The 21,523-nt window shown below is 69.9% G+C and carries 13 protein-coding genes; 6 read left to right on the top strand and 7 right to left on the bottom strand.

What is annotated here, in order from left to right; translation table 11 throughout:
* Nucleotide 1: 1 nt before the first annotated feature.
* The 6 genes from ABAZ39_RS30620 to ABAZ39_RS30595 form a co-directional block, all read right to left on the bottom strand.
* The gene (locus ABAZ39_RS30620; RefSeq protein WP_040138085.1) at nucleotides 2-1,840 is read right to left on the bottom strand and encodes a PTS fructose-like transporter subunit IIB; all 1,839 of its coding nucleotides are present in this window, start codon (nucleotides 1,838-1,840) and stop codon (nucleotides 2-4) included.
* 25 nt (nucleotides 1,841-1,865) lie between these two features.
* A complete protein-coding gene (gene pfkB / locus ABAZ39_RS30615) occupies nucleotides 1,866-2,837 on the bottom strand; it encodes a 1-phosphofructokinase (protein WP_040138083.1) in 972 nt (323 codons plus the stop codon).
* Nucleotides 2,834-5,341: a phosphoenolpyruvate--protein phosphotransferase gene (gene ptsP, locus ABAZ39_RS30610; RefSeq protein WP_040138081.1), complete on the bottom strand. Its 2,508-nt coding sequence runs from the start codon at nucleotides 5,339-5,341 to the stop codon at nucleotides 2,834-2,836. Before ptsP ends, pfkB begins: the two co-directional genes overlap by 4 nt.
* Before the next feature lie 67 nt (nucleotides 5,342-5,408).
* Entirely contained in the window at nucleotides 5,409-8,312 is a 2,904-nt protein-coding gene (locus ABAZ39_RS30605; protein ID WP_051658762.1) for a PAS domain S-box protein, read from the bottom strand.
* Between the two features lie 16 nt (nucleotides 8,313-8,328).
* Nucleotides 8,329-8,811, bottom strand: coding sequence for a response regulator (locus tag ABAZ39_RS30600; RefSeq protein ID WP_040138079.1), 483 nt, complete (start codon nucleotides 8,809-8,811; stop codon nucleotides 8,329-8,331).
* Nucleotides 8,804-11,095, bottom strand: coding sequence for an ATP-binding protein (locus ABAZ39_RS30595; RefSeq protein ID WP_040138077.1), 2,292 nt, complete (start codon nucleotides 11,093-11,095; stop codon nucleotides 8,804-8,806). The genes ABAZ39_RS30600 and ABAZ39_RS30595 overlap by 8 nt, the downstream gene beginning before the upstream one ends.
* A 372-nt stretch (nucleotides 11,096-11,467) precedes the next feature.
* Between ABAZ39_RS30595 and ABAZ39_RS30590 the strand changes: the two genes are divergently transcribed.
* The 4 genes from ABAZ39_RS30590 to ABAZ39_RS30575 all read left to right on the top strand — a co-directional run bounded on the left by ABAZ39_RS30590 (nucleotide 11,468) and on the right by ABAZ39_RS30575 (nucleotide 15,964).
* Complete coding sequence (locus tag ABAZ39_RS30590; protein ID WP_040138076.1) at nucleotides 11,468-12,175, top strand: Crp/Fnr family transcriptional regulator; 708 nt, start codon at nucleotides 11,468-11,470, stop codon at nucleotides 12,173-12,175.
* 288 nt (nucleotides 12,176-12,463) lie between these two features.
* Nucleotides 12,464-13,942, top strand: coding sequence for a cytochrome c oxidase accessory protein CcoG (gene ccoG, locus ABAZ39_RS30585; protein WP_040138074.1), 1,479 nt, complete (start codon nucleotides 12,464-12,466; stop codon nucleotides 13,940-13,942).
* 247 nt (nucleotides 13,943-14,189) lie between these two features.
* On the top strand, nucleotides 14,190-15,044 hold the full coding sequence (locus tag ABAZ39_RS30580; RefSeq protein ID WP_040138073.1) for a glycosyltransferase: 855 nt from the start codon (nucleotides 14,190-14,192) through the stop codon (nucleotides 15,042-15,044).
* A 77-nt stretch (nucleotides 15,045-15,121) separates the two neighbouring features.
* Nucleotides 15,122-15,964 (top strand): GH12 family glycosyl hydrolase domain-containing protein, encoded by an 843-nt coding sequence (locus tag ABAZ39_RS30575; protein ID WP_040138071.1) that lies wholly within the window; start codon nucleotides 15,122-15,124, stop codon nucleotides 15,962-15,964.
* Nucleotides 15,965-16,008: 44 nt separating this feature from the next.
* Here ABAZ39_RS30575 and fbaA read toward each other — a convergent pair whose 3' ends face one another.
* On the bottom strand, nucleotides 16,009-17,088 hold the full coding sequence (gene fbaA, locus ABAZ39_RS30570) for a class II fructose-bisphosphate aldolase (RefSeq protein WP_040138070.1): 1,080 nt from the start codon (nucleotides 17,086-17,088) through the stop codon (nucleotides 16,009-16,011).
* A 229-nt stretch (nucleotides 17,089-17,317) separates the two neighbouring features.
* Here fbaA and ABAZ39_RS30565 point away from each other — a divergent pair, with 229 nt between their 5' ends.
* A complete protein-coding gene (locus ABAZ39_RS30565; protein ID WP_040138068.1) occupies nucleotides 17,318-18,190 on the top strand; it encodes an SMP-30/gluconolactonase/LRE family protein in 873 nt (290 codons plus the stop codon).
* Between the two features lie 296 nt (nucleotides 18,191-18,486).
* Nucleotides 18,487-21,306, top strand: coding sequence for a phosphoenolpyruvate carboxylase (gene ppc, locus ABAZ39_RS30560; RefSeq protein WP_081863453.1), 2,820 nt, complete (start codon nucleotides 18,487-18,489; stop codon nucleotides 21,304-21,306).
* The last annotated feature ends 217 nt before the right edge of the window (nucleotides 21,307-21,523 follow it).

Here is a 21,523-nt window from a genome sequence, read left to right as displayed (position 1 = left end):
TTCAGCGTCCAGCCCCGCTGGGCGCGGGGCTGGACGAGGTCGGGGCCGCCGTGTCGAGGGCCGGGGCCGCGGCCGGGTCGGCCTCGACGCGGCGCTTCAGAACCATCAGGCCGAGCGTCGTGACGATGGTCCCGGCGACGATGGCCAGGACATAGGGGCCGAGCGGCGCCACCGCGTTGGGGATGGCCAGCACGAAGACGCCGCCGTGCGGCGCCCGCAGGCCGCAGCCGAACCACATCGACAGGGCGCCGGCCACCGCCGACCCGGCCATGGCCGCGGGGATGACGCGCAGCGGGTCCTTGGCGGCGAAGGGAATCGCCCCTTCCGTGATGAAGGCGAGACCGAGCACGCCGGCGGCCTTGCCCGCCTCGCGTTCCTGCATCGTGAAGCGGCTGGGCACGACCATGGTGGCGAGCGCCAGCCCGAGCGGCGGCGTCATGCCCGCCGCCATCACCGCGGCCATCGGCGTGTAGGTGTTGGAGGCCAGAAGCCCGACGGCGAAGGTGTAGGCCGCCTTGTTGACCGGCCCGCCCATGTCCAGCGCCATCATGGCGCCGAGCAGCGCGCCCAGCGCCACCGCGTTGGCTCCGGTCATGCTCTGCAGGAAGGCGGTCAGCCCGTTCATGATCGCGGCGACCGGCGTGCCGATGACGTAGACCATCAGCAGACCGACCGCCAGCGTGCCCAGGAGCGGGATGATCAGCACCGGCTTCAGCCCCTCCAGATTCTGCGGCAGCCGGATGGTGTCGCGCAGCCAGCGGGCGATGTAGCCGGCCAGGAATCCCGCCACGATGCCGCCCAGGAAGCCGGCCCCGATCTTGGCCGCCAGCATCCCGCCGATGAAGCCGGGGGCGAGGCCGGGCCGGTCGGCGATGGAATAGGCGATGTAGCCCGCCAGCACCGGCACCATCAGCCCGAAGGCGGCCTCCCCGCCGATCTGCATCAGCGCTGCCGGCAGGGTTCCCGGCTCCTTGAAGGCCTCGATGCCGAAGACGAAGGACAGGGCGATGAGCAGACCGCCGGCCACCACGAAGGGCAGCATGAAGGACACGCCGGTCAGCAGGTGCTTGTAGGGGCCGGACTGCGCCTCCTTCTGCCGCGCCTTGGCGCCTGACACCGTGTCGGCGTAGGCGGGCGCGGCGGCATTCCCCGTCGCGGCGGGGACCGGCAGGGCGAGCGCCTCGTCGATCACGCGGGCGGGCTGTTTCAGCGCCTCCCCCACCGAGGTCTTGAGCAGGCGCTTGCCGGCGAAGCGGTCGGTGGCGACGTGGGTGTCGGCGCCGATGATGACGGCCTCGGCCTCGGCGATCTCCTCCTCCGTCAGCGCATTCTTCGCGCCGACCGAGCCCTGGGTCTCGACCTTGATGCGGTAGCCCTTGGCCTGGGCGGCCTGCTTCAGAGCCTCCGCCGCCATGAAGGTGTGGGCGATGCCGGTCGGGCAGGCGGTGATGGCGACCAGCAGGCCGGGACTGCGCACCACGGTCGGTGTCGGCTTTGGGGCGGGCTGCGGAGCTGCGGTTTCGGGTTGCGCACCGGGAGCATGGCCCAGGGCGTTGCCAATCACCGTCTTGGTGTCACGGATGGCGGCGGCGGTGGAGGTGCGCAGGATCGGCTTGCCGACAAAGCGGGAATCGTCCACGGCGATATCGGTGGCCAGGATCACCGCGTCGGCCGCCGCGATGTCGGCAGCGGAGAGCGGCGTCTGCACGCCGTTCGACCCCTGGGTCTCCACCGCGATGGCGTGGCCCATCAGCGCGGCGGTGCGGCGCAGCGCCTCGGCCGCCATGACGGTGTGGGCGATCCCCGTCGGGCAGGCGGTCACAGCCACGAGCTTTGCCATCGCGATCCCTCCGGCGCTGAATGCCTTATAATTCCTCCACCCGAACGGCCCGCATCAGCTCGGCGAGACGCTCCGACGGCGGCAGTTCGGGGCCGAGGCGGGACAGCGTGCCGGCGGCGAAGGCGGTGCCGCGCCGCGCGCAGTCCTCCAACCCCATACCCTCCAGCCGGGCGGCGACGACCCCGGCCACCATGGCGTCCCCGGCGCCGACCGTGCTGGCGACCTCCACGGGCGGCGGCACGGCGAGCAGGGCGCGGCCGCCCTCCACGAAGACGGCGCCCTCGGCGCCCAGCGACACGACGACGAGCGCGATGCCGGACTCCGACAGCTCGCGCGCCGCGCGCACCACCTCGGCCCGATCCTTCAGCGGGCGGCCCAGCAGCTCGGCCAGTTCCGCCGCGTTCGGCTTCACCATGTCGGGGCGGGCAGCCACGGCGTGGCGCAGCGGCGGGCCGCTGGCGTCCACCACCACGAAGGCGCCGCGCCGGTGCAGGGCGGTGACCATCTCGGCGTAGGCGGTGTCCGGCACGCCCGCCGGGACGCTGCCCGACAGAACGAAGGTCCGGTTGGTGACGGCGAGGTCGTCCACCACGGTCAGCAACCCCCGCCAGCTTTCCGCCGGGACATGCAGGCCCGGCAGGTTGATGTCGGTGACGGAGCGGCCCTCGCGGTCCACCAGCTTGATGTTCACCCGGCTGCGGCCCGGCAGGCGCAGGCAGCGGTCGCGGATGCCCCGGCGGCGGAACAGCGCGTCGAACACGGCGATGTTCTCTTCACCCAGAATGCCGGTGGCGGTGACCGGTACGGCACCGCCCGCCAAGGACGCTCCGGCCAGGAAGGCAGCGACGTTGATGCCCTTGCCGCCGGCGGTCCGCGTCTCGGCGACCGCCCGGTTGACCGCTCCCGCGGCGAAACCCGGCACGTCGAGCGTCTGGTCTATGGCGGCGTTCAGCGTCACAGTGACGACGCCGGGGCGTGGGGTGGACAGTGCGCTCATGACACGCCTCCGGCGTCGGCGAAACGTTGACGGACCAGCGCCCGAACCTCGCCAGCGTCGACGCAGTCCAGCGCGTCGCGGGCCGTGCGCTCGGCGTCGGCCATGGCGATGGCGCGCAGCCGCGCCTTGACCGAGGGAACGGCAGGAATGGCCACGCTCAACTCGGCGACGCCCAGCCCGGACAGCAGCACGGCCCCGGCCGGGTCGCCGGCCACGCCACCGCAGGCGCCGACCCAGATTCCGGCGCGGCGGGCGGCGTCCACCGTCCGCTCCACCATGCGCAGGACGGCGGGGTGCAGCCCGTCCGCCTGCGGGGCCAGGACCGGGTGCAGCCGGTCCATCGCCAGCACATACTGCGTCAGGTCGTTGGTGCCGATGGAGAAGAAGGACACCTCCCGCGCCAGCCGGTCGGCCATCATCACGGCGGACGGCACCTCGATCATGATGCCAAGCTCGACCGGCGGCACGTTCAGTTCCTGCCGCACCGCCTCGGTGATCGCCTTGGCGCGCTCCAGTTCGGCGGGCGCGGCGATCATCGGGTACATGATGCGCACCGGCCCCTCCACCGAGGCCCGCAGCATGGCGCGGAGCTGGGTACGGAACAGGTCCTCCCGCTCGAAGCACAGGCGGATGCCGCGCACGCCCAGGAAGGGGTTGCCCTCCGCCGGCATGCGCAGATAGGGGACGCTCTTGTCGCCGCCGATGTCCAGCGTCCGCAGGATGATCGGCAGTCCGTTCATCGCCCGCACCATGGTTTGGTAAGCGGCGAACTGCTCCTCCTCGTCCGGCGGCAGGTCGCGCTGGAGAAACAGGAACTCCGTGCGCATCAGCCCGACGCCCTCGCCGCCCGCTTCCACGGCCTGCACCGCCTCCGCCGGGTCGGAGATGTTGGCGGCGACCTCGACGCGCCGGCCATCCGTGGTGATGGCCGGCTTGTAGCGGTCGAGCCGCTCGGCCTCGCGCCGCTCGCCCACTTTGATCCGGGCCTGGGCCGCGCGGCCGCGGTCGCGGTCGCTGGGGTCGGCGACCAGCACGCCGCCGTCGCCGTCAAGGATCGCCGCCCGTCCGTTCTCCAGATCCAGCACCGACGGCCCGGCGGCGACCACCGCGGGGATGTCGAGCGAGCGCGCGATGATCGCCGTGTGGGAGGTGGCGCCGCCCCCCGCCGTGCACAGCCCCAGCACCTTGGCCGGGTCGAGCTTCGCCGTGTCGGACGGCTCCAGATCCTCGGCGAGCAAGATGACGGGATGGTCCGGCAGGGCCGCCATGGTCTCCGTCACCGCGGCGAGCAGGCGCAGCACGCGGCGCCCGACGTCGCTGAGGTCGGCGGCCCGCCCGGCCAGCAGTGGATCGGCGAGCTGGGCGAGCGTGCCGGCGCGCTCCTCGTAGACGGCGCGCCATGCCCAGCCGGCGCTCTTGCCGCGGTCGATCAGGGCGTGGGCCTCGGCGACCATCTCTGGATCGTCGAGAAGCTCCTGATGCGCCTTGAAGATGGCCGCCTTGGCGGCGCCGGCCTTCTTCCAGAATTCCTCGTGCAGGTTGCGCAGGTCGGCGGCGGCGGCGGCAAGCGCCTGATCGAGCCGGCGGTGCTGCGCCGCGGGATCGGGGGCGGTCTCGGCGACCGTCAGCTCCTCGCGCTGGAACTTCCAGACCGGGCCGGTGGAGACGCCGGGGGAAGCGGAGATGCCGGCGATCACCCGCCCGTCGTAATCGAGATCGGCCGGGACGGCCCGCGGGGCAGGTTCCTCCGCGGGCGCCGCCGTGGAGACCGGCTCGTCCAGCCCTGCCTCGAAAGCGGCGCGGATGGCCTGGAGCGCCGCCGCCGCGTCCTCGCCCGCAGCGGTGACGGTCAGCGGCTGTCCACCCGACGCGCCGAGCCGCAGCAGGGAAATCAGGCTCTTGGCGTTGGCCGTGGTGCCGCCGTGCCGGACAGCGATCTCGGCGCGGAAGCGCTTGGCGACCTCGACCAGCGCCGTCGCCGGGCGGGCGTGCAGCCCGTGAGGTGACGGCGCGGTGACCGCTATGGAGTTCCCATCGATGGGAGCCGCGACCGGCTCACTCGCGGGCGCGGTGGGTGCCTCTCCGTTCAGAACGGCCATGATGGCGCGCGGATCGCTCGTATTGCCCAGCCGCGCGGCCTCCGCGGGATCGCCCAGCACGCCGGTCAGCCGTTGCAGCACGGCGATGTGCTCGTCCGACTTGGCGGCGATGCCGACAACCAGCCGCGCCGGTTCCCCGCCACCCCAATCGACGCCCTGCGGAAACTGGACCACCACCACGCCGGTCCGCCGCACCAGATCGCGCGCCTCGGGAAGCCCGTGGGGGATGGCGATGCCGCTGCCGAGATAGGTGCCGGACACCGCCTCGCGGCCCAGCATGCTGTCGATGTAGCCGGGGTCGATCAGGCCGTTGTCGACCATCGCCCGCCCGGCGATGCGGATGGCCTCCGTCTTGTCCGGCGCCGAGAGACCAAGGCGCACCTGCGATTCGGAGACCTGAAGCATCGCCCGTCCTCCCCCCGCGTGGAGTCCGTGCGCGGGGCCGGACTCGTCCTTGGAGGAGAGTAACGCATCAATCGCAGTGGCGTTCCGGGACAGATTCGCGCAGGACGCCACCCCCGCCGCCGCCACCCCGCGTGTGGGCCAGCATGCCGGTGACGCGGGCGACCAGGGCCGTCGTCTCGAAGGGCTTCTGGAGCACCTCGCAACCCGGCTCCAGAATGCCGGTGCCGAGCGTCGCGTCGTAGGCGTAGCCGGTCATGAACAGCACGCCCAGCTCGGGCCGCCGCTCATGCACCGCCTCGGCCAGTTGCCGCCCGTTCATGCCGGGAAGCCCGACGTCGGTCACCACCAGATCGGCGCGCAGCCCGCCGTCCAGCAGCTCCAGCGCCTCCGTCCCATCCGACGCCTCGACCACGTCCAGACCGGCGTCCTCCAGCGCCTGAACCGCAACCATGCGAACCAGCGCCTCGTCCTCGACCAGCAGCACGGTTCCGGCGGTGTTGTCCACCGCCCCATCCGCCGCGTCGGCGGCGGGCACCACAGCGGCCCCCGGCGGAAGGCTGGTGCCCTCCTCCCCGTCGCAGCGCGGCAGGTAGAGGCGCACGGCGGTGCCCCGCCCGGCCTCGCTGTCGATGCGCACCAGCCCGTGCGACTGGCTGACGAAGCCATAAACCTGCGACAGACCCAGCCCGGTCCCCTGCCCGATCGGCTTGGTGGTGAAGAAGGGGTCGAAGGCGCGCTTGATGATGTCGGGCGGCATGCCCATGCCGGTGTCGGCGACGGTCAGGACCACATAATCGCCGGGCGCCGCACCGGAGGCATCACCTGCCACGTCGGCCGCCGTCAGATGGGCGTTGGCGGCGGTGATGGTGATGCGCCCGCCGTCCGGCATGGCGTCGCGGGCGTTCACCACCAGATTCAACAGGGCGATCTCCAACTGGTTGGAATCGCACCAAGCCGCCCAAGCGTCCGGCGGACAGTCGGTCGCGATGGACACCTGCTCGCCCACCGTGCGGCGCAGCAGGTCCTCCATCCCCTGGACCAGCACGCAGGGCTCCGTCGCGTCGGGGCGCAACGGCTGCCGCCGGGCGAAGGCGAGGAGGCGCTGCGTCAGCCCGGCGGCGCGGGTTGCCCCGACCTTGGCGTGGCTGGCGTAGTCGCGCAGGTCCGCCCGCTCCGCCGTGTCCAGCCGGGACAGCAGCAGGTCCAGATTGCCGGAGATCGCCGTCAGCAGGTTGTTGAAGTCATGGGCGATGCCGCCGGTGAGCTGGCCCAGCGCGTCCATCTTCTGGGAATGGCGCAGCGCCTCCTCGGCCCGCTCGCGCTCCGCCTCGGCGCGCAGGCGGGCGGAGACGTCGACCACCGCGGCCATGGTGCGCAGGAAACCGCCCCACCCGTCCCGCTCGACCCGGGCGGACACCAGCACGTCGGCGACCTCCCCCGACCGCTTGACCAGCCGGTAGGGCATGTCCTGGAACGCGCCGAGCCGCAGCAGCTCCGGCCAGTGGTGCTCCCGGTGCTCCCGCACGACGTCCGGCGGCATGAACTCCGTGATGTTGCGGCCGAGCACCTGGCCCCGGCTCTCGTAACCCATGAATTCCAGCCAGCGATCGCTGACACTCAGCAGCCGCCCCTCGGCGTCCAGCGAATGCAGCGGCACCGGCGTTTTGGCATAGAGCGCGCTGAGGTCCGCCTGGGCGCGCTGCCGCTCCGCCACCTCGCCCAGCAGCCGGCGGTTGGCGGCCACCAGCTCCGCCGTGCGCTCGGCCACCTGCCGCTCCAGATCCTCGCGGGCGTCGGCCTGGGCGGCGCGGGCCTTCACCGCGTCGTCGATGTCGGTGCAGGTGCCGAACCAGCGGGTGATCCGCCCGTCCCCGTCGCGCAGCGGCACCGCCCGCCCGAGGAACCAGCGGTACCGCCCCCCAGCCTCGCGCAGCCGGTACTCGGCCTCGTAGAAATCGCCCGACCGCACCGCGGCGGTCCACAGGGCGACGGTCCGCGCCCGGTCGTCCGGATGGACCACATCCATCCAGGCCGCGCCGGTCATCGCCTCCGGCCGGGTGCCGGTGTAGGCGAACCAGTGCAGGTTGTAGTAGTCGGGGAGACCATCCGGCGGGGCGGACCAGACGAGCTGCGGCATGCTTTCCGCGATGGCGCGGAACTTGGCCTCGCTGTCGCGCAGCGCGATTTCCGAGGCGCGGCGGTCGGTGATGTCGCGCACCACCACCGAATAGGCGGCCGGCGCGCCCGTGGCGTCGCGCGCCACGGTCAGCACGGTGGAGCCGAAGAAGCGCCGCCCGTCGCGCGCCGCATGGATCCATTCGACCTCGCAACGCTCCTTCTCCGCCACCCCGGCCAGCAGGCCGCGGATGTTCTCCGCGCAGCGTTCCTCCGGCGCGAAGAGCAGGGACAGCGGGTGGCCCAGCGCCTCCCCCTCGGTGTGGCCGAACAGGCGGCGGCTGCCCTCGTTCCACGAGGTGATGCGGCCCTCCAGGTCCAGCGTGACGATGGCGTAGTCGCGGATGTCGTCGATGGCCTGCCGCAGCCGGCGCAGGTTCTCCTCGGCCAGCCGCCGCTCGGCCAGGGTGCGCGCCTCGACGATCGCCCGCTCCACCGCAGCGGGGAGGTGGGCCAGCCGCTGCTTCAGCACATAGTCGCGCGCGCCCATCTTCAGCGCCGACACCGCCGTCTCCTCCCCCATGCGCCCGGACAGGAACAGGAAGGGGGTTTCCGGGGCACGGGCCTTGGCGATCTCCAGAGCCGCCAGCCCGTCGAAGTCCGGCAGGGAGAAATCGGCCAGGATCAAGTCGAAGCGCTGACCTCCCACCGCCTTGACCAGCGCCGCCTCGAAGGCCGCGCGGGTGTCCACGCGGGTCACGTCGCAGGAGATTCCCGCCTTCCGCAGGCGCGCGCAGGCCAACTCGCAGTCCAGCGGGCTGTCTTCCAGATGCAGGATGGTCACGGCAGCGGGCATTCCGGCGGGCATTCCTTCAGGCGCCTTTTCCCGCGGGCGGGATTCCCGCCGGGCGGCGGGTGCAGCCGACCGGGGGTTCGTTCAGGATCGCCCAGAAGGCGCCCAGGTCGCGGATCGCCTGGAAGAACGCCTTGAAATCCACCGGCTTCACCACGAAGGCGTTCACGCCCAGCTTGTAGCTGCGCACGAGGTCGCTTTCCTCGCGCGACGCGGTGAGCATCACGATGGGGACGTGCCGGGTCTCCGGATCGCTCTTCACCCGCTCCAGCACCTCCAGCCCGTCGATCTTCGGCAGCTTGAGGTCGAGCAGGACGACGGCGGGAAGCTGGGTCGGCTTTCCGGTTTCCGGATCGCGGCGGGTCAGCATACCCAACGCCTCCTCGCCGTCGCGGGCGACGATCACGTCGTTGGCGAGCTGGCATTTCTCCAGCGCCGCCAGGGTCAGTTCCAGGTCCCGCGGGTTGTCTTCGACCAGCAGGATGGGTTTCAGGTCACTCATCGAGGTCTCGCAGATCGGGTTTCGCCGTCCCGGCCTTCGGCAGCGTGAAGTAGAAGATGGCCCCCTTGTCGAGCCGCCCATCGGCCCAGGTCCGTCCGCCATGGCGGTCCACGGCGCGACGCACATTGGCCAGACCGATGCCGATGCCTTCGAACTCCTCGTTGCGGTGCAGCCGTTGAAAGACCCCGAACAGCTTCTTCTCGTAAGCCTGATTGAAGCCGACCCCGTTGTCCCTGACGAAGAAGATGGTTTCAGTGGGCCGGTCTTCGCAACCCACGGCGATGCGCGCCGGTTCCCGGTTGCGGGAATATTTGATGGCGTTCGACAAAAGATTTTGCAGAACCAGCCGCATCATCACGGGATCGCCGCGCACCGTGGGCAACGGGGCGATGTCCCACTCGATGGCCCGCCCGGCGGTGTCGGGTGCCAGCGTCTCCCGCACCTCCGCCACCAGGGTGTTCATGTCCACCGAGACGGGGGTCAGCTCGCTGCGCCCCATCTGGGAGAAGTGCAGCAGGTTGTCCACCAGGGTGCCGGCGCTGTTGGCCGCGTCCACGATGACGTTCAGATAGCGCTTTCCGGTGTCGCTCAACCGGTCCGATTCCAGCTCCTGCAACAGTTCGGCGTAGCCGACGATGTGGCGGAACGGCGCGCGCAGGTCATGGGAGACGGAGTAGGAGAAGGACTCCAGCTCCTTGTTGGAGCGCGCCAGCTCCCGCGACAGGGCGGCCAGCTCCTCCGCCTTGCGCAGGACGATGCCGATGACGGCGTGGCGCAGCGCCGCGGCGGTGTCGCGCTCCGCCGCGGTCCAGGGCAGCGCGCGGTGGCGCACCGTCTCCTTCCAGGTCTCGAAGGAAGCGCGCGGACTCAACCCCTGTCCCTGCCCCCGCCCGTCGCGGGCGAGCGGCTTGCGCGGGTCGCCGCCCCAGCGGACGGTGCGCACCACCTCGGGCCGGAACCACAGCACGTAGCTGGCGTGCAGCTTCGACACGGCGATGGCCAGCAGCCCCGCCGCCTTGCCTTCGAAGTCCGCCGCGGCCGGGTAGAGGGCGGGCAGGCTGTCGGTCTCGAACTGCTCCGGCTCGCCCTGGGCGGCCAGCCAGTCCACGAGGCCGCGCACCTGCTCTTCCGTCGGGGTGTCGCCGACCAGCGTGCAGCGCCGTTCGAAGACGACGGCGGCCCCGCTGGCGTTGGCGAAGCGCAGCAGGTCGTCGGGATGCTCGGTCAGGCCGGCGATGAAGGGATCGGCCTGGGCCATGGCGGCGAGCAGCCGCGCCTGGATGGCCTGCAGGGCGATGCGGTGCTCCGCGTCGCGCCGGTCCTCAACCGCGGCGATGCGCACCGACAGGATCTGGGCGATCAGGTCGCAGGCCGAGCGCACGGCGTAGGACACCGCCTTCGGCTTGTGGTGATGGCAGGAAACCAGCCCCCACAGGGCCCCGTGCAGCAGGATCGACACCGACATGGAGGAGGCGGTTTCCATGTTCCGCATGTATTGCACATGCACCGGCGACACGCTGCGCAGGACGGAAAAGCTGAGGTCCAGCGGCGGCGCTCCTTCGGGGACCGGCGGCAGCGCGACCAGCGGCACCGGGGCGTAGCCGGCGTCGGGGATCAGCCGCTGGCGGTTCAGCCGGTACAGCTCGCGCGCCTGGGTGGGGATGTCGGAGGCGGGAAAGCGCAGGTCCATGTAGGAGGGCAGCCGCCCGTTCCCGTCCTCCGCCACCACCGTGCCGTGCCAATCGGCGTCGAAGCGGTAGATCAGCACGCGGTCGAAGCCGGTCAGCGCGCGGACCTCCTGCGCGGCGCAGCTCAGAAGATCCGTCGGCGCGTTCAGCGCGTCCAGCCGTTCCAGCGCCTCGCGCATGCGCGGGTAGACGTGGTCGAGGAGGTCGGTCTCCAGCCCGTCCAGCCGCTCCAGCTCCAGGATCACCACGCGGTCGCCCGCCGCGTCATCGACGGCGTGGGCAAGAAGCTGGTGACGGCCGGCACCGGGCAGTTCGGTCAAGATGACCGGCACCGGGCGGGAGGGAACCGGGCCGGCGGCGAGGAAGGAGCGGACGGCGGTGGCGATCTGCGGGTGCAGCGCCCGTTCCAGCGGCTGACCCAACGCCTGCGCCAGCGGCAGGGACAGCGCCGGCGCGGCGTTGGCGCTGGCCTGGATCAGGGGGGCGCCGGCGTCGCTTCCGGAGAAGGCCAACAGCATGCCGTGGGGCTGGATGCTGCCGGGGCGATGGATCGGTTCCCGGCTGCAGGCGTCGAGGTCCAAATCACCAACGGTCATGGCGCTGATCCTCGCGGCAGCGATCACTCCGAAAACAAAGACAATCCAATAGGTCGCTCCTTAATGCCCTGCTCGCCGTCCGGTCTATTCGATGATTTCAGATAATGTCGAATGTTTCGACGTGGCGGGCATCTCTTTGGTTATCAACGGCGGGGGAGTGAGACAATACCACTTCAGAACAAGGGCATAAGCGATTGGTCATATAGATTGCCTTTCGCTGCGCGCAACGTGGGAAGAGGGGGTAGGACAGGATACGGGAGATCGCCCGGGGCGGATCCACGCGGTTGGAACTTTTCGACCGGATCGCGTAAAATTCGCTCCGGAGCTTCGGGCGGAACCGGAACGGGTCCGGCGGACGGAAGGCGGGCAGGGGTGCATCGGAACGGAATCGACGCCGCGCGGCTGGGCACCGCGCGCTGCAGCAGTTGCGCCATCCGGGACCTCGTCCTGTTCGGCGATCTGCGCGACCAGGATTTCGACCTGATCCACATTCCCATCGACGAGTTGCGCTTCCAGCCCGGCGCCACGCTTTACAGCGCGGGGGACGAGGGCGGCTCCCTCTACACGATCCGCGGCGGGCTGGTGAAGCTGGTCCAGTTCCTCCCCGACGGCACGCAGCGCATCGTCCGGCTGCTCCGCCGTGGCGCCGTGGCCGGGCTGGAGGTGCTGGTCGGCAAGCCCTATGAGCACACCGCCGTCGTGCTTCAGGAGGCCGAGACCTGCCGCCTGCCGCGGGCCGTGGTCGAGCGGCTGAGCAAGGAGACGCCGCGCCTGCACGCCCGTCTGATGGAGCGTTGGTACCAATCCCTGCACCAAGCCGACGAGTGGCTGACCGAGCTGTCCACCGGCAGCGCCCGGCGGCGGCTGGCCCGGCTGTTCCTGAAGCTCGCCGCCGACGCTCCGAACGAGCCGGTCCTGCTGTCGGGCCGCGAGGATCTGGGCGCCATGCTCGGTGTCGGCATGGAGACGGCCAGCCGCACCATCGCCGAGTTCAAGCGCGCGGGTCTGGTGGTCGAGCAGGCGCCGAACGTCTTCGTCTGCGACCTGCCCGCGCTGGAGGCGGTGGTGCTGGACGGGTAGGCGAGGCTCAACCCCTCGGCACCCCCACCCCGACCCTCCCCCGCTTCGCAGGGGACGAAGTTTTTCGCAAAGCGACGTCCGTTCCCTCCCCTGCGTCAGCGGGGGAGGGTTAGGGTGGGGGCAGGCGCCGCACCCCAGCGCCCCTTCCGACAAAAATCGCCACCCAACCCCCGTCCGTTTGCGGATTCGCAAAGGCGGCGCCGCGCCGTCTCCCTAGCCTGCGGGGATGGCCCGCCCCCTGCCCCGCCCCTGCCCCTTTGTCCGCGGGCCGAACCACGGACGAGCATGATGAGCGTTTCCACCACCGAACCGCAAACCGCCTCCCACACCGCGGAGTCCGCGCGCAAGAGCAGCCTCTACGCCAAGCACAACAAGATCTACCCGAAGTCGGTCGCCGGCACCTTCCGGCGGCTGAAATGGCTGACGCTGATCCTTCTGCTCGGCCTCTACTACGTCACCCCCTGGATTCGCTGGGACCGCGGCCCCAACGCGCCGGATCAGGCGGTGCTGGTGGATATGCCGGGCCGCCGCCTGTATTTCTTCTTCATCGAGCTGTGGCCGCAGCAGGTCTATTACCTGACCGGCGCGCTGATCCTGGGGGCCATCGGCCTGTTCCTGGCGACCGCGCTCGCCGGCCGCGTCTGGTGCGGCTACGCCTGCCCGCAGACGGTGTGGAGCGACCTGTTCCTGTGGGTGGAGCGCCGGATCGAGGGCGACCGCGGCGACCGCATCCGCCTCGACAACGCCCCCTGGTCGCCGGCCAAGCTTGGCAAGAAGGCGGCCAAGCACGCCGCGTGGCTGCTGATCGCTCTGCTGACCGGCGGGGCCTGGGTCTTCTACTTCAACGACGCCCCGACCTTGGCGCTGGAGATGCTGCGGCTCGAGGCGTCCTCGTCCGTGCTGCTGTTCATCGGGCTGTTCACAGCGACCACCTATCTGCTGGCCGGTCACGCGCGCGAGCAGGTGTGCGTCTACATGTGCCCCTGGCCGCGCTTCCAGGCGGCGATGCAGGACGAGGAGAGCCTGACCGTCACCTATGAGGACTGGCGCGGCGAGGGCCGCGGCCACCTGAAACGCTCGCAAAGCTGGGAGGAGCGCAAGGCGAAGGGGCTGGGCGACTGCATCGATTGCGGGGCCTGCGTCCATGTCTGCCCGACCGGAGTGGACATCCGCAACGGCCCGCAGCTCGCCTGCATCGGCTGCGGCCTGTGCGTGGACGCCTGCAACGACGTGATGGCGAGGATCGGGCGGCCCGGCGATCTGGTCCGCTTCGATTCCCTGAACGCCCAGATCGCGCGGGCCAACGGCGCCAAGCCGGCGTTCAAGCCGGTCCGCCCGCGGACGATCATCTACACGCTGCTGCTGACCGTCGTCGGCGGGATGATGGCCGCCGGGCTGGTTCTGAAGCCGAAGGTCGACGTGAACATCCTGCGCGACCGCGCGCCGCTGTTCGTCACCCTGTCCAACGGCGACATCCAGAACGCCTACACGGTCAAGGTCCTGAACATGACGCGGGCGGCCCAGACCTATCGCCTGTCCCTCACCGGGCTTCCCGGCGCCATCCTGTCGGTGGCCGGCGGCGAGGGCGAGGCGGCGGACGGCGCCGTCCCGGTCCAGGCCGATCCCGACAGCGTGGCGACCCATCGCGTGCTGGTCCGCGTGCCGAAGGAGGCGCTGCGCCAGCCGTCGACTCCCATGGCCTTCGTCATCACCCGCCAGCCGGACGGGCTGACCGTCCAGCATGAGAGCGTCTTCCTCGCCCCCTGATCCTGCCTGTCTCTTCAACCGATGGAGGTTTCGCCATGAACTTCGACACCACCACCTACATCGCCCTGGTCGGCGCCGTCAGCGTGTTCGTCGTGACCATCGGCGTCTTCGCCTTCCTGCTGACCCGCAAGGGCAAGTGAGGGCGCCCGCTTTCCATCAGGGGTGAGGTTGCCCGCCGCGCCGGACCTGTTGCATAACGGCTTCGGCGGGAGATCCCCCCAAGAACGGCGTCGTGAAGGGTCCATCGATGGAAGTGCTGACGTTCTCGCCGGAGGATTTCTCCCATGAGCTTCTGGCGCTGGAGGTCGCCAAGCTCATCAAGGACGAAACGCCCCCGCCCGAGCCGCTCACCTTCCACGCCTATTGGGACGGCGCGCTGAACGAGAAGCACCTCATTTCGGTGAAAAGCTGCCATCTGTTCAACGCGCGCGGCAACGGGAACAGGATCATCGTCTGGACCCAGAACGGCGTCGACAACGACTGTTTGAGCGAAATCGGAAAATACGCCGAAATACGCGCCTTTTCCGAGCGTGACGAGTGCCGCGGCACCTTTCTTGAGGGGAACGATTTCGGACGGTCGATCGACGCGTCCTTCTATTCCGACATCGTCCGCTACATCCTGCTCTACAAATACGGCGGCGTCTGGTTCGACCTCGACTGCCTGTTCCTGAGAAGCGTCACACCCCTCCTGAACCAGTTTCCCGGCAAGATCCTGGCTTACCGGTGGGAGCGGCAGAACTATCCCAACGGCGCCATCTACATCTCCCCCACGCCGCGGTCGGAGGAGATGAGGGGCAACATCGCGTTCATCCGGAACCGCGGCCGCGGCTGGGGTTTCCAGCAGGCCGGCCTGGTCTACGACACGCCGATGGACATTCTCGTGCTGCCGTGCCCCTGGTTCGACGCCGGATGGATCGACAATCCGGTGCTTCACTTCAACGACTTCATGAAGGCGTCGCCGGTCGATCACACCCTCGACAGCTTCTTCCCCGGTGCCTTCTGCTTTCACTGGCACAACAAGTGGCGCGACACGATCGAGCCGTCGAGCCCGATGGATCGGCTCGCCCGCGACATCGACCGCCGGCTGTCCATGGAGCGCTGAGCGCCGCCGCAATCATCCCCCCACGCCTCTGTTGAAGCCGCGACGCCGGACGGAACAGGACGGAGCGGGACCTCATCATGACCACCACGCTGAAGGGAAGCGCCGACCGGCTGGAGGTCGGCGGCTGGGCGGCCAGCAGCAACGTCTGGAATCCCGGCGGTTACCGCAACGGCAAGGACTTCACCCAGTCCATCGCCATCGACGAGGCGACTTTTCCCAACGGCACGGTGATCAGCTGGAGCTGGCCCTACGACAGCCGCCGTACCCTGACCTACGAGAATTACCCGGTGCGGGCCTATCCGGAGCTGACGCACGGCGTCAATCCATGGAACGGCACGCCGTCCACCAGCATGGACCTGCCGGCGCGGATCGCCGACCTGCCGAATTTCGACGTGACCTACAAGGTCGGCCTGACCGGTGCGACGAACCTCTACAACGTCGCCGTCAGCCTATGGATCGGCGACGACCCGAAGAAGGGGATCGAGGGCGTGACCGACGAGGTGATGGTCTGGCTGCACAGCGGCTTTTTCACGCCCGCCGGGGAGCCGATCGCCAAGCTGACCGACGCGCAGGGCGACGCCACCCTGTGGAACAAGCCGGTGTTCAGCGGCGGGGTGGACGGCAACCCGATCGACTGGGAATACACGGTCCTGCAATACGGTGACGACCGGCTGGCCGGGACGCTGGACCTGGACGGGCTGCTCGACGAGCTTCAGACCCGCGGGATCGTCAGCAAGACGGACTGGATTCTGGGCTTCCAGTTCGGCGCGGAGGTGGCGGCGGGCGCCGGGTCGATGACGATCGAGCAACTGTCCGTGGATTTCACGGCGTCCCCGTCGCCGGTCCTGACTCCAACCCCGGCTCCGGCGGCAGTCGCGACGCCGCCGGAGCCGGTGATCGGGATGGTACCGTCGGTGTAGGGGTGAGCGGCCGTGTCGGCCCCCCACCCCCAATCCCCAACGGATCAGCCGGCCAGCGACTTGCCGGCGGCGCCCAGATCGGCGAAGGCCTCGTCCAGGCGGCGGACCATGCCCTGCTCGCCCAGGCGCAGCCACTTGCGCGGGTCGTACAGCTTCTTCAGCGGCTTGCCCGACTGCGGGTCGATCTGATGGCGGAAGGCCGCCTCGTTCTCCAGCACGAAGCCGCCGATGGACTCTGCGAAGGCGAACTGGGTGTCGGTGTCGATGTTCATCTTGAACACGCCGAAGCCGACCGCTTGGGCGATCTTCTCCTTCTCCGACCCCGAACCGCCGTGGAACACCAGGGCCAGCGGCTTGGCGCCGCCGCCGTGACGCTCCGCCACCAGGGCCTGCGAGGCGCCGAGGATCTCCGGACGCAGCTTCACGTTGCCCGGCGCATAGACGCCGTGGACGTTGCCGAAGGAGGCCGCGACCGAGAAGTGGCCGATGGGCGACAACTCCTCATAGGCACGCAGCACGTCTTCCGGCTGGGTGTAGAGGTGGGCGTTGTTGGCGGCGTCCAGGTCCTCCGACCCGATGCCGTCCTCCTCGCCGCCGGTCACGCCCAGCTCGATCTCCAGGCTCATGCCCAGCGGGGCGAGGCGCTTAAGGACGCGGGCGCATTCCGACAGGTTGAAGTCCAGCGACTCCTCCGACAGGTCGAGCATGTGCGAGCTGAACAGCGGACGGCCGGTGCGGCGGAAATGCTCCTCGCCGTGGCCGATCATGCCCTCGACCCAGGGGATCAGGCCCTTGTTGGCGTGGTCGGTGTGCAGGACGACGCAGACGCCGTACTGCTCGGCCAGCAGGTGGACGTGCTGGGCCGCCGACACGGCGCCGAGGATGCGCGCCTGGAGCGCGTCCTTCATGCCTTCGCCGGCGTAGAAGCGGGCGCCGCCGTTGGACAGCTGCACGATCACGTCGGAGCGGTTCTTCGCCGCCGCCTCGAGGACGGCATTGATGCCGTTGGTGCCGACCACGTTGACCGCCGGCAGAGCATAACCGCCGTCCTGGCAGGCGGCGATCAGCGCGCGGTAGTCCTCTCCGGTCACGACGCCGGGCTTCAGTCGGGTCGGGGCAGACATGGATGAATTCCTCCCTCGGAAAAATACTGCCTTGAAACGTTGGTTCGAACTTCGGTTCGATCGTTCGGTCAAGCCCCATATGGGCATGGGACCGGCGAACGCCACGCGCTCTTTTTGCCACTTCCCGCGCCGGAACGCTGCAAAAGACTTGCCGCGAAAGTCACCCCGGGCCTGTGACGAAAAGACCCGCGGCATCCCGCAGAACAGCAATAGCAAGGAGACCGGGACCATGGATGCCCACTGTGTCTGGGAGGCGGGCGCAAGGCTCGGTGAGGGGCCGGTCTGGTCGCCGTCGCGCAACGCCCTGTTCGCCGTGGACATCCGCGGGTCGCGCCTGCTGCGCTACAGCCCCGCCGACGGCCGGGGCCGCGACTGGCCGCTGGAGGAAGCCGCCTGCTGGCTGGTCGAGCGGGCGGACGGCGCCGGCTTCGTCGCCGGGCTGCGCTCGCGCCGGCTGGTCGGCCTGACGCTCGACGGCGACCGGCTCTCGATGGGGCCCGAACTGCTGCGGCTGGAGGAGGACACACCCGGCAACCGGCTGAACGACGCCATGGCCGACACCGCGGGCCGGCTGTGGGTGGGCAGCATGGACGACGCGGAGCAGGATGCCTTGGGCGCGCTGTACCGCGTCGAGCCGGACGGATCCCCGACGCGGGTGGACGAGGGCTACACGGTCAGCAACGGCCCCGCTTTGTCCCCGGACGGGCGGACGCTCTACCACACCGACAGCCCGTCCCGGACCATCTTCGCCTTCACCCTGGCCGCGGACGGCACCCTGTCCAGCAAGCGCGTCCACCTCCGCTTCGGCGAAGAGGACGGCTATCCCGACGGCATGACCTGCGACGCCGAGGGGCACCTCTGGGTCGCCCACTGGAGCGGGGGGCGGGTCAGCCGCTTCCGGCCGGACGGGACGCTGGACCAAGTGGTGCGGCTGCCGGTGTCCAACGTCACCTCCTGCGCCTTCGGTGGGCCGGGGCTGGAGCAACTGTTCATCACCACCGCCACTCAGGACGCGCCGGACGGAGAACCGCTGGCCGGCGGGCTGTTCGCCTGCACGCCCGGCGTCGTCGGGCTGGCGCCGGGACGGTTCGGCGCCCCCTAAACAGGCTGCGAGTCTTGCCAGTGGATTTGATATACTAGTATAACTTTGGTGCTGAACAGCAGCCGTCACCGCATGGCGGAAGGATCACGCGCCGCCGTGGCGAGCCCTTCGGCCAAGTGATAGATCTGTGCGGACACCGCAGCGCAACCGGCACCCCCGGGTGGCGGCGTCCGCAACCGTGCCGAAGCCGTTCTCCCACAAGGGAAAAAGGGCTTTAGCGGGTGCAGCAAACTGCTTTACAGTTGCACGCCGATCCTTTCGACGGTTCCACCTTCGCACAGCCGGAGCGACCCACGATGACCACCGACGCCGCCCTCCATTCCAACGCTCCGGTCAGCGACACCGAAACCGGCACCGACACTGGCACCGACGACAAGGATTTCCCGCTGCGCGAGGACATCCGCCTGCTCGGCCGCCTGCTCGGCGACACGGTGCGCGAGCAGGAAGGCGACAGCGTCTACGGCGTCATCGAGAGCGTGCGCCAGGCGTCGGTGCGCTTCAACCGCGACGACGACGATTCCGCCCGCCGCGAGATGGCCGAGATCCTGAACGGCCTGCCGCGCGACACGATGATGTCGGTGGTGCGCGCCTTCTCCTACTTCCTGCACCTCGCCAACATCGCCGAGGACCAGCACCACATCCGGCGCACCCGCGACCACGCCATCGCCGGCTCGCCGGCGCGCGAAGGCACCCTGCCATACGCGCTGGAGCGGCTGGAGGCCGCCGGCGTCGCCCCGGACCGGCTGGCCGGCGTGCTGGACATCGCACAGGTCAGCCCGGTGCTGACCGCCCACCCGACCGAGGTCCAGCGCAAGAGCATCCTGGCGCTGGAGCACAAGGTGGCGTCCCTGCTCGACACCCGCGACCGTTCGCGCCTGACGCCGGAGGAGGCGGAGGCCAACATGGACGCGCTCCAGGAGGCCATCCTGACCCTGTGGCGCACCCGCATGCTGCGCCCGCAGCGCCTCGCCGTGATCGACGAGGTGAAGAACGGTATTTCCTACTACACCGACACCTTCTTCTCCGAGTTGCCGAAGCTGTTCTGCCGCTTCGAGGATCTGCTGGCCAAGCGCTTCCCCGACCGGCAGTGGTCGCTGCCGCCCTATTTCCGCATCGGTTCCTGGATCGGCGGCGACCGCGACGGCAACCCCTTCGTCACGGCACCGATCCTGCGCGAGGCGATGCGCCTGCAATCGACCGCCGCGCTCGACCACTATCTGACCGAAATCCACGAGTTGGGCGGCGAGCTGCCGCTGTCCGAGCTGCTGCTCGGCACCTCGCCGGAACTGGAGGAGCTGGCCAAGCGCTCGCCCGACCATTCGCCGCACCGCGCCGACGAGCCGTTCCGCCGCGCCCTGACCGGCATCTACGCCCGTCTGGCGGCGACCTCGCGCACGCTCGACCAGCATGAGGCGCTGCGCAACGCGGTCGGCAAAGGCGATCCCTACCCGACCAGCGCCGAACTGCTGGCCGACCTGGAGGTGCTGGCCGCCTCGCTGAAGGCCCACGGGGCGGGGCGTCTGGCCGCCGGGCGGCTGCGCCGCCTGATCATCGCGGTGAAGACCTTCGGCTTCCATCTGGCGCCCATCGACCTGCGCCAGAACTCCGACGTGCACCAGCGCACGGTGGCGGAGCTGCTGGCCGTGGCCGGGCGCTGCGCCGACTACGCCGCCCTGTCGGAGGACGAGCGCATCGCCCTGCTGGCCGAGGAAATCCAGAGCCCGCGCCCGCTCCATTCGCCCTACCACGCCTATTCGGAGGAGACGGCGGGCGAGCTGGCGATCTTCTTCGCCGCCCGCCAGCTCCGCGAGACCTACGGACCCGCCGCCCTGCCGAACAGCATCATCTCCAAGACGGACGGCGCGTCCGACCTGCTGGAGGTGGCGCTGCTGCTCAAGGAATCCGGCCTGCTGCGTCCCGGTGCGGGCGGCGAGCCGGCGCTCGGCCTCAACATCGTCCCGCTGTTCGAGACCATCGAGGATCTCCGGCAGGCCCCGGCGACCATGGAGCGGCTGTTCACCCTGCCCGCCTACCGCGCCCTGGTCACCTCGCGTGGGGACGAGCAGGAGGTGATGCTCGGCTATTCGGACAGCAACAAGGACGGCGGTTTCCTGACCTCCGGCTGGGAGCTGTACAAGGCGGAGATCGAGCTGGCGAAGCTGTTCGACCGCCACGGCGTGCGCATGCGGCTGTTCCACGGCCGCGGCGGCTCGGTCGGCCGCGGCGGCGGCCCCAGCTATCAGGCGATCCTGGCCCAGCCGACCGGCGCGGTGTCCGGCCAGATCCGCATCACCGAGCAGGGCGAGGTCATCGCGTCGAAGTACGGGCGCCCCGAGGTCGGGCAGCGCAACCTGGAGGTCCTGACCGCGGCGACGCTGGAGGCCACCCTGCTCGACCTGGAGAACCGCGTCGAGCCGGCGGAAGCCTTCTACGCGGCGATGGAGCGGCTGTCGGAGCTGGCCTTCGGCGCCTATCGCGGGCTGGTCTATGAGACGCCGGGCTTCACCCAGTATTTCCGCACGGCCACGCCGATCTCGGAAATCGCCACGCTGAACATCGGCAGCCGCCCAGCCTCGCGCACCAAGTCGGACCGCATCGAGGACCTGCGCGCCATTCCCTGGGTCTTCTCCTGGGCGCAGTGCCGCCTGATGCTGCCGGGCTGGTACGGCTTCGGCAGCGCCGTGGAGGCTTGGCTGAAGGAGGAACCGGACGGGCTCGCCCTGCTCCAGCGCATGAACCGCGCCTGGCCCTTCTTCAAGTCGCTGCTGTCCAACATGGACATGGTGCTGGCCAAGAGCGATCTCGCCATCGCCTCGCGCTACGCGGAGCTGGTGGAGGACGTCGAGCTGCGCGAGCGCATCTTCGGCCGCATCCGCGAGGAGTGGCAGCGCACCCGCCGCCATCTGCTGGCCATCGCCGGCCATGACGAGCTGCTGGGCGAGAACCCGCTGCTGGCGCGGTCGATCCGCAACCGCTTCCCCTACATGGACCCGCTGAACCATGTCCAGGTCGAGCTTCTGCGGCGCCACCGCGCCGGCAGCAGCGACGAGCGGGTGCGGCGCGGCATCCTGATGTCGATCAACGGCGTCGCCGCCGGCCTGCGCAACAGCGGCTGACCTCTACGATTGCCGCTTCCGTCCCGTCGCTCCGGCGGGACGGAAGCGGCAAAACCGTGGAACAGCATCGAAAATGGGTTGCCACCCCCGATTTCCCGCTTGCTTTCATATTAATATATTAGTATGCTTCTTCTTGTGTTCAAGCGTTGTGGGCCGCCGTTGCGGCGGCCGGTGCGACGTCCTGGACGTTTCCTCCCTAGACTCGAAGGCCATCGGG

The organism is Azospirillum argentinense (assembly GCF_000632475.1).
In the GTDB taxonomy this organism is placed as follows: Bacteria; Pseudomonadota; Alphaproteobacteria; order Azospirillales; family Azospirillaceae; genus Azospirillum; species Azospirillum baldaniorum.
The sequence above is the reverse complement of the archived record's forward strand: the minus strand, read 5'-3'. Positions and strand labels throughout refer to the sequence as shown.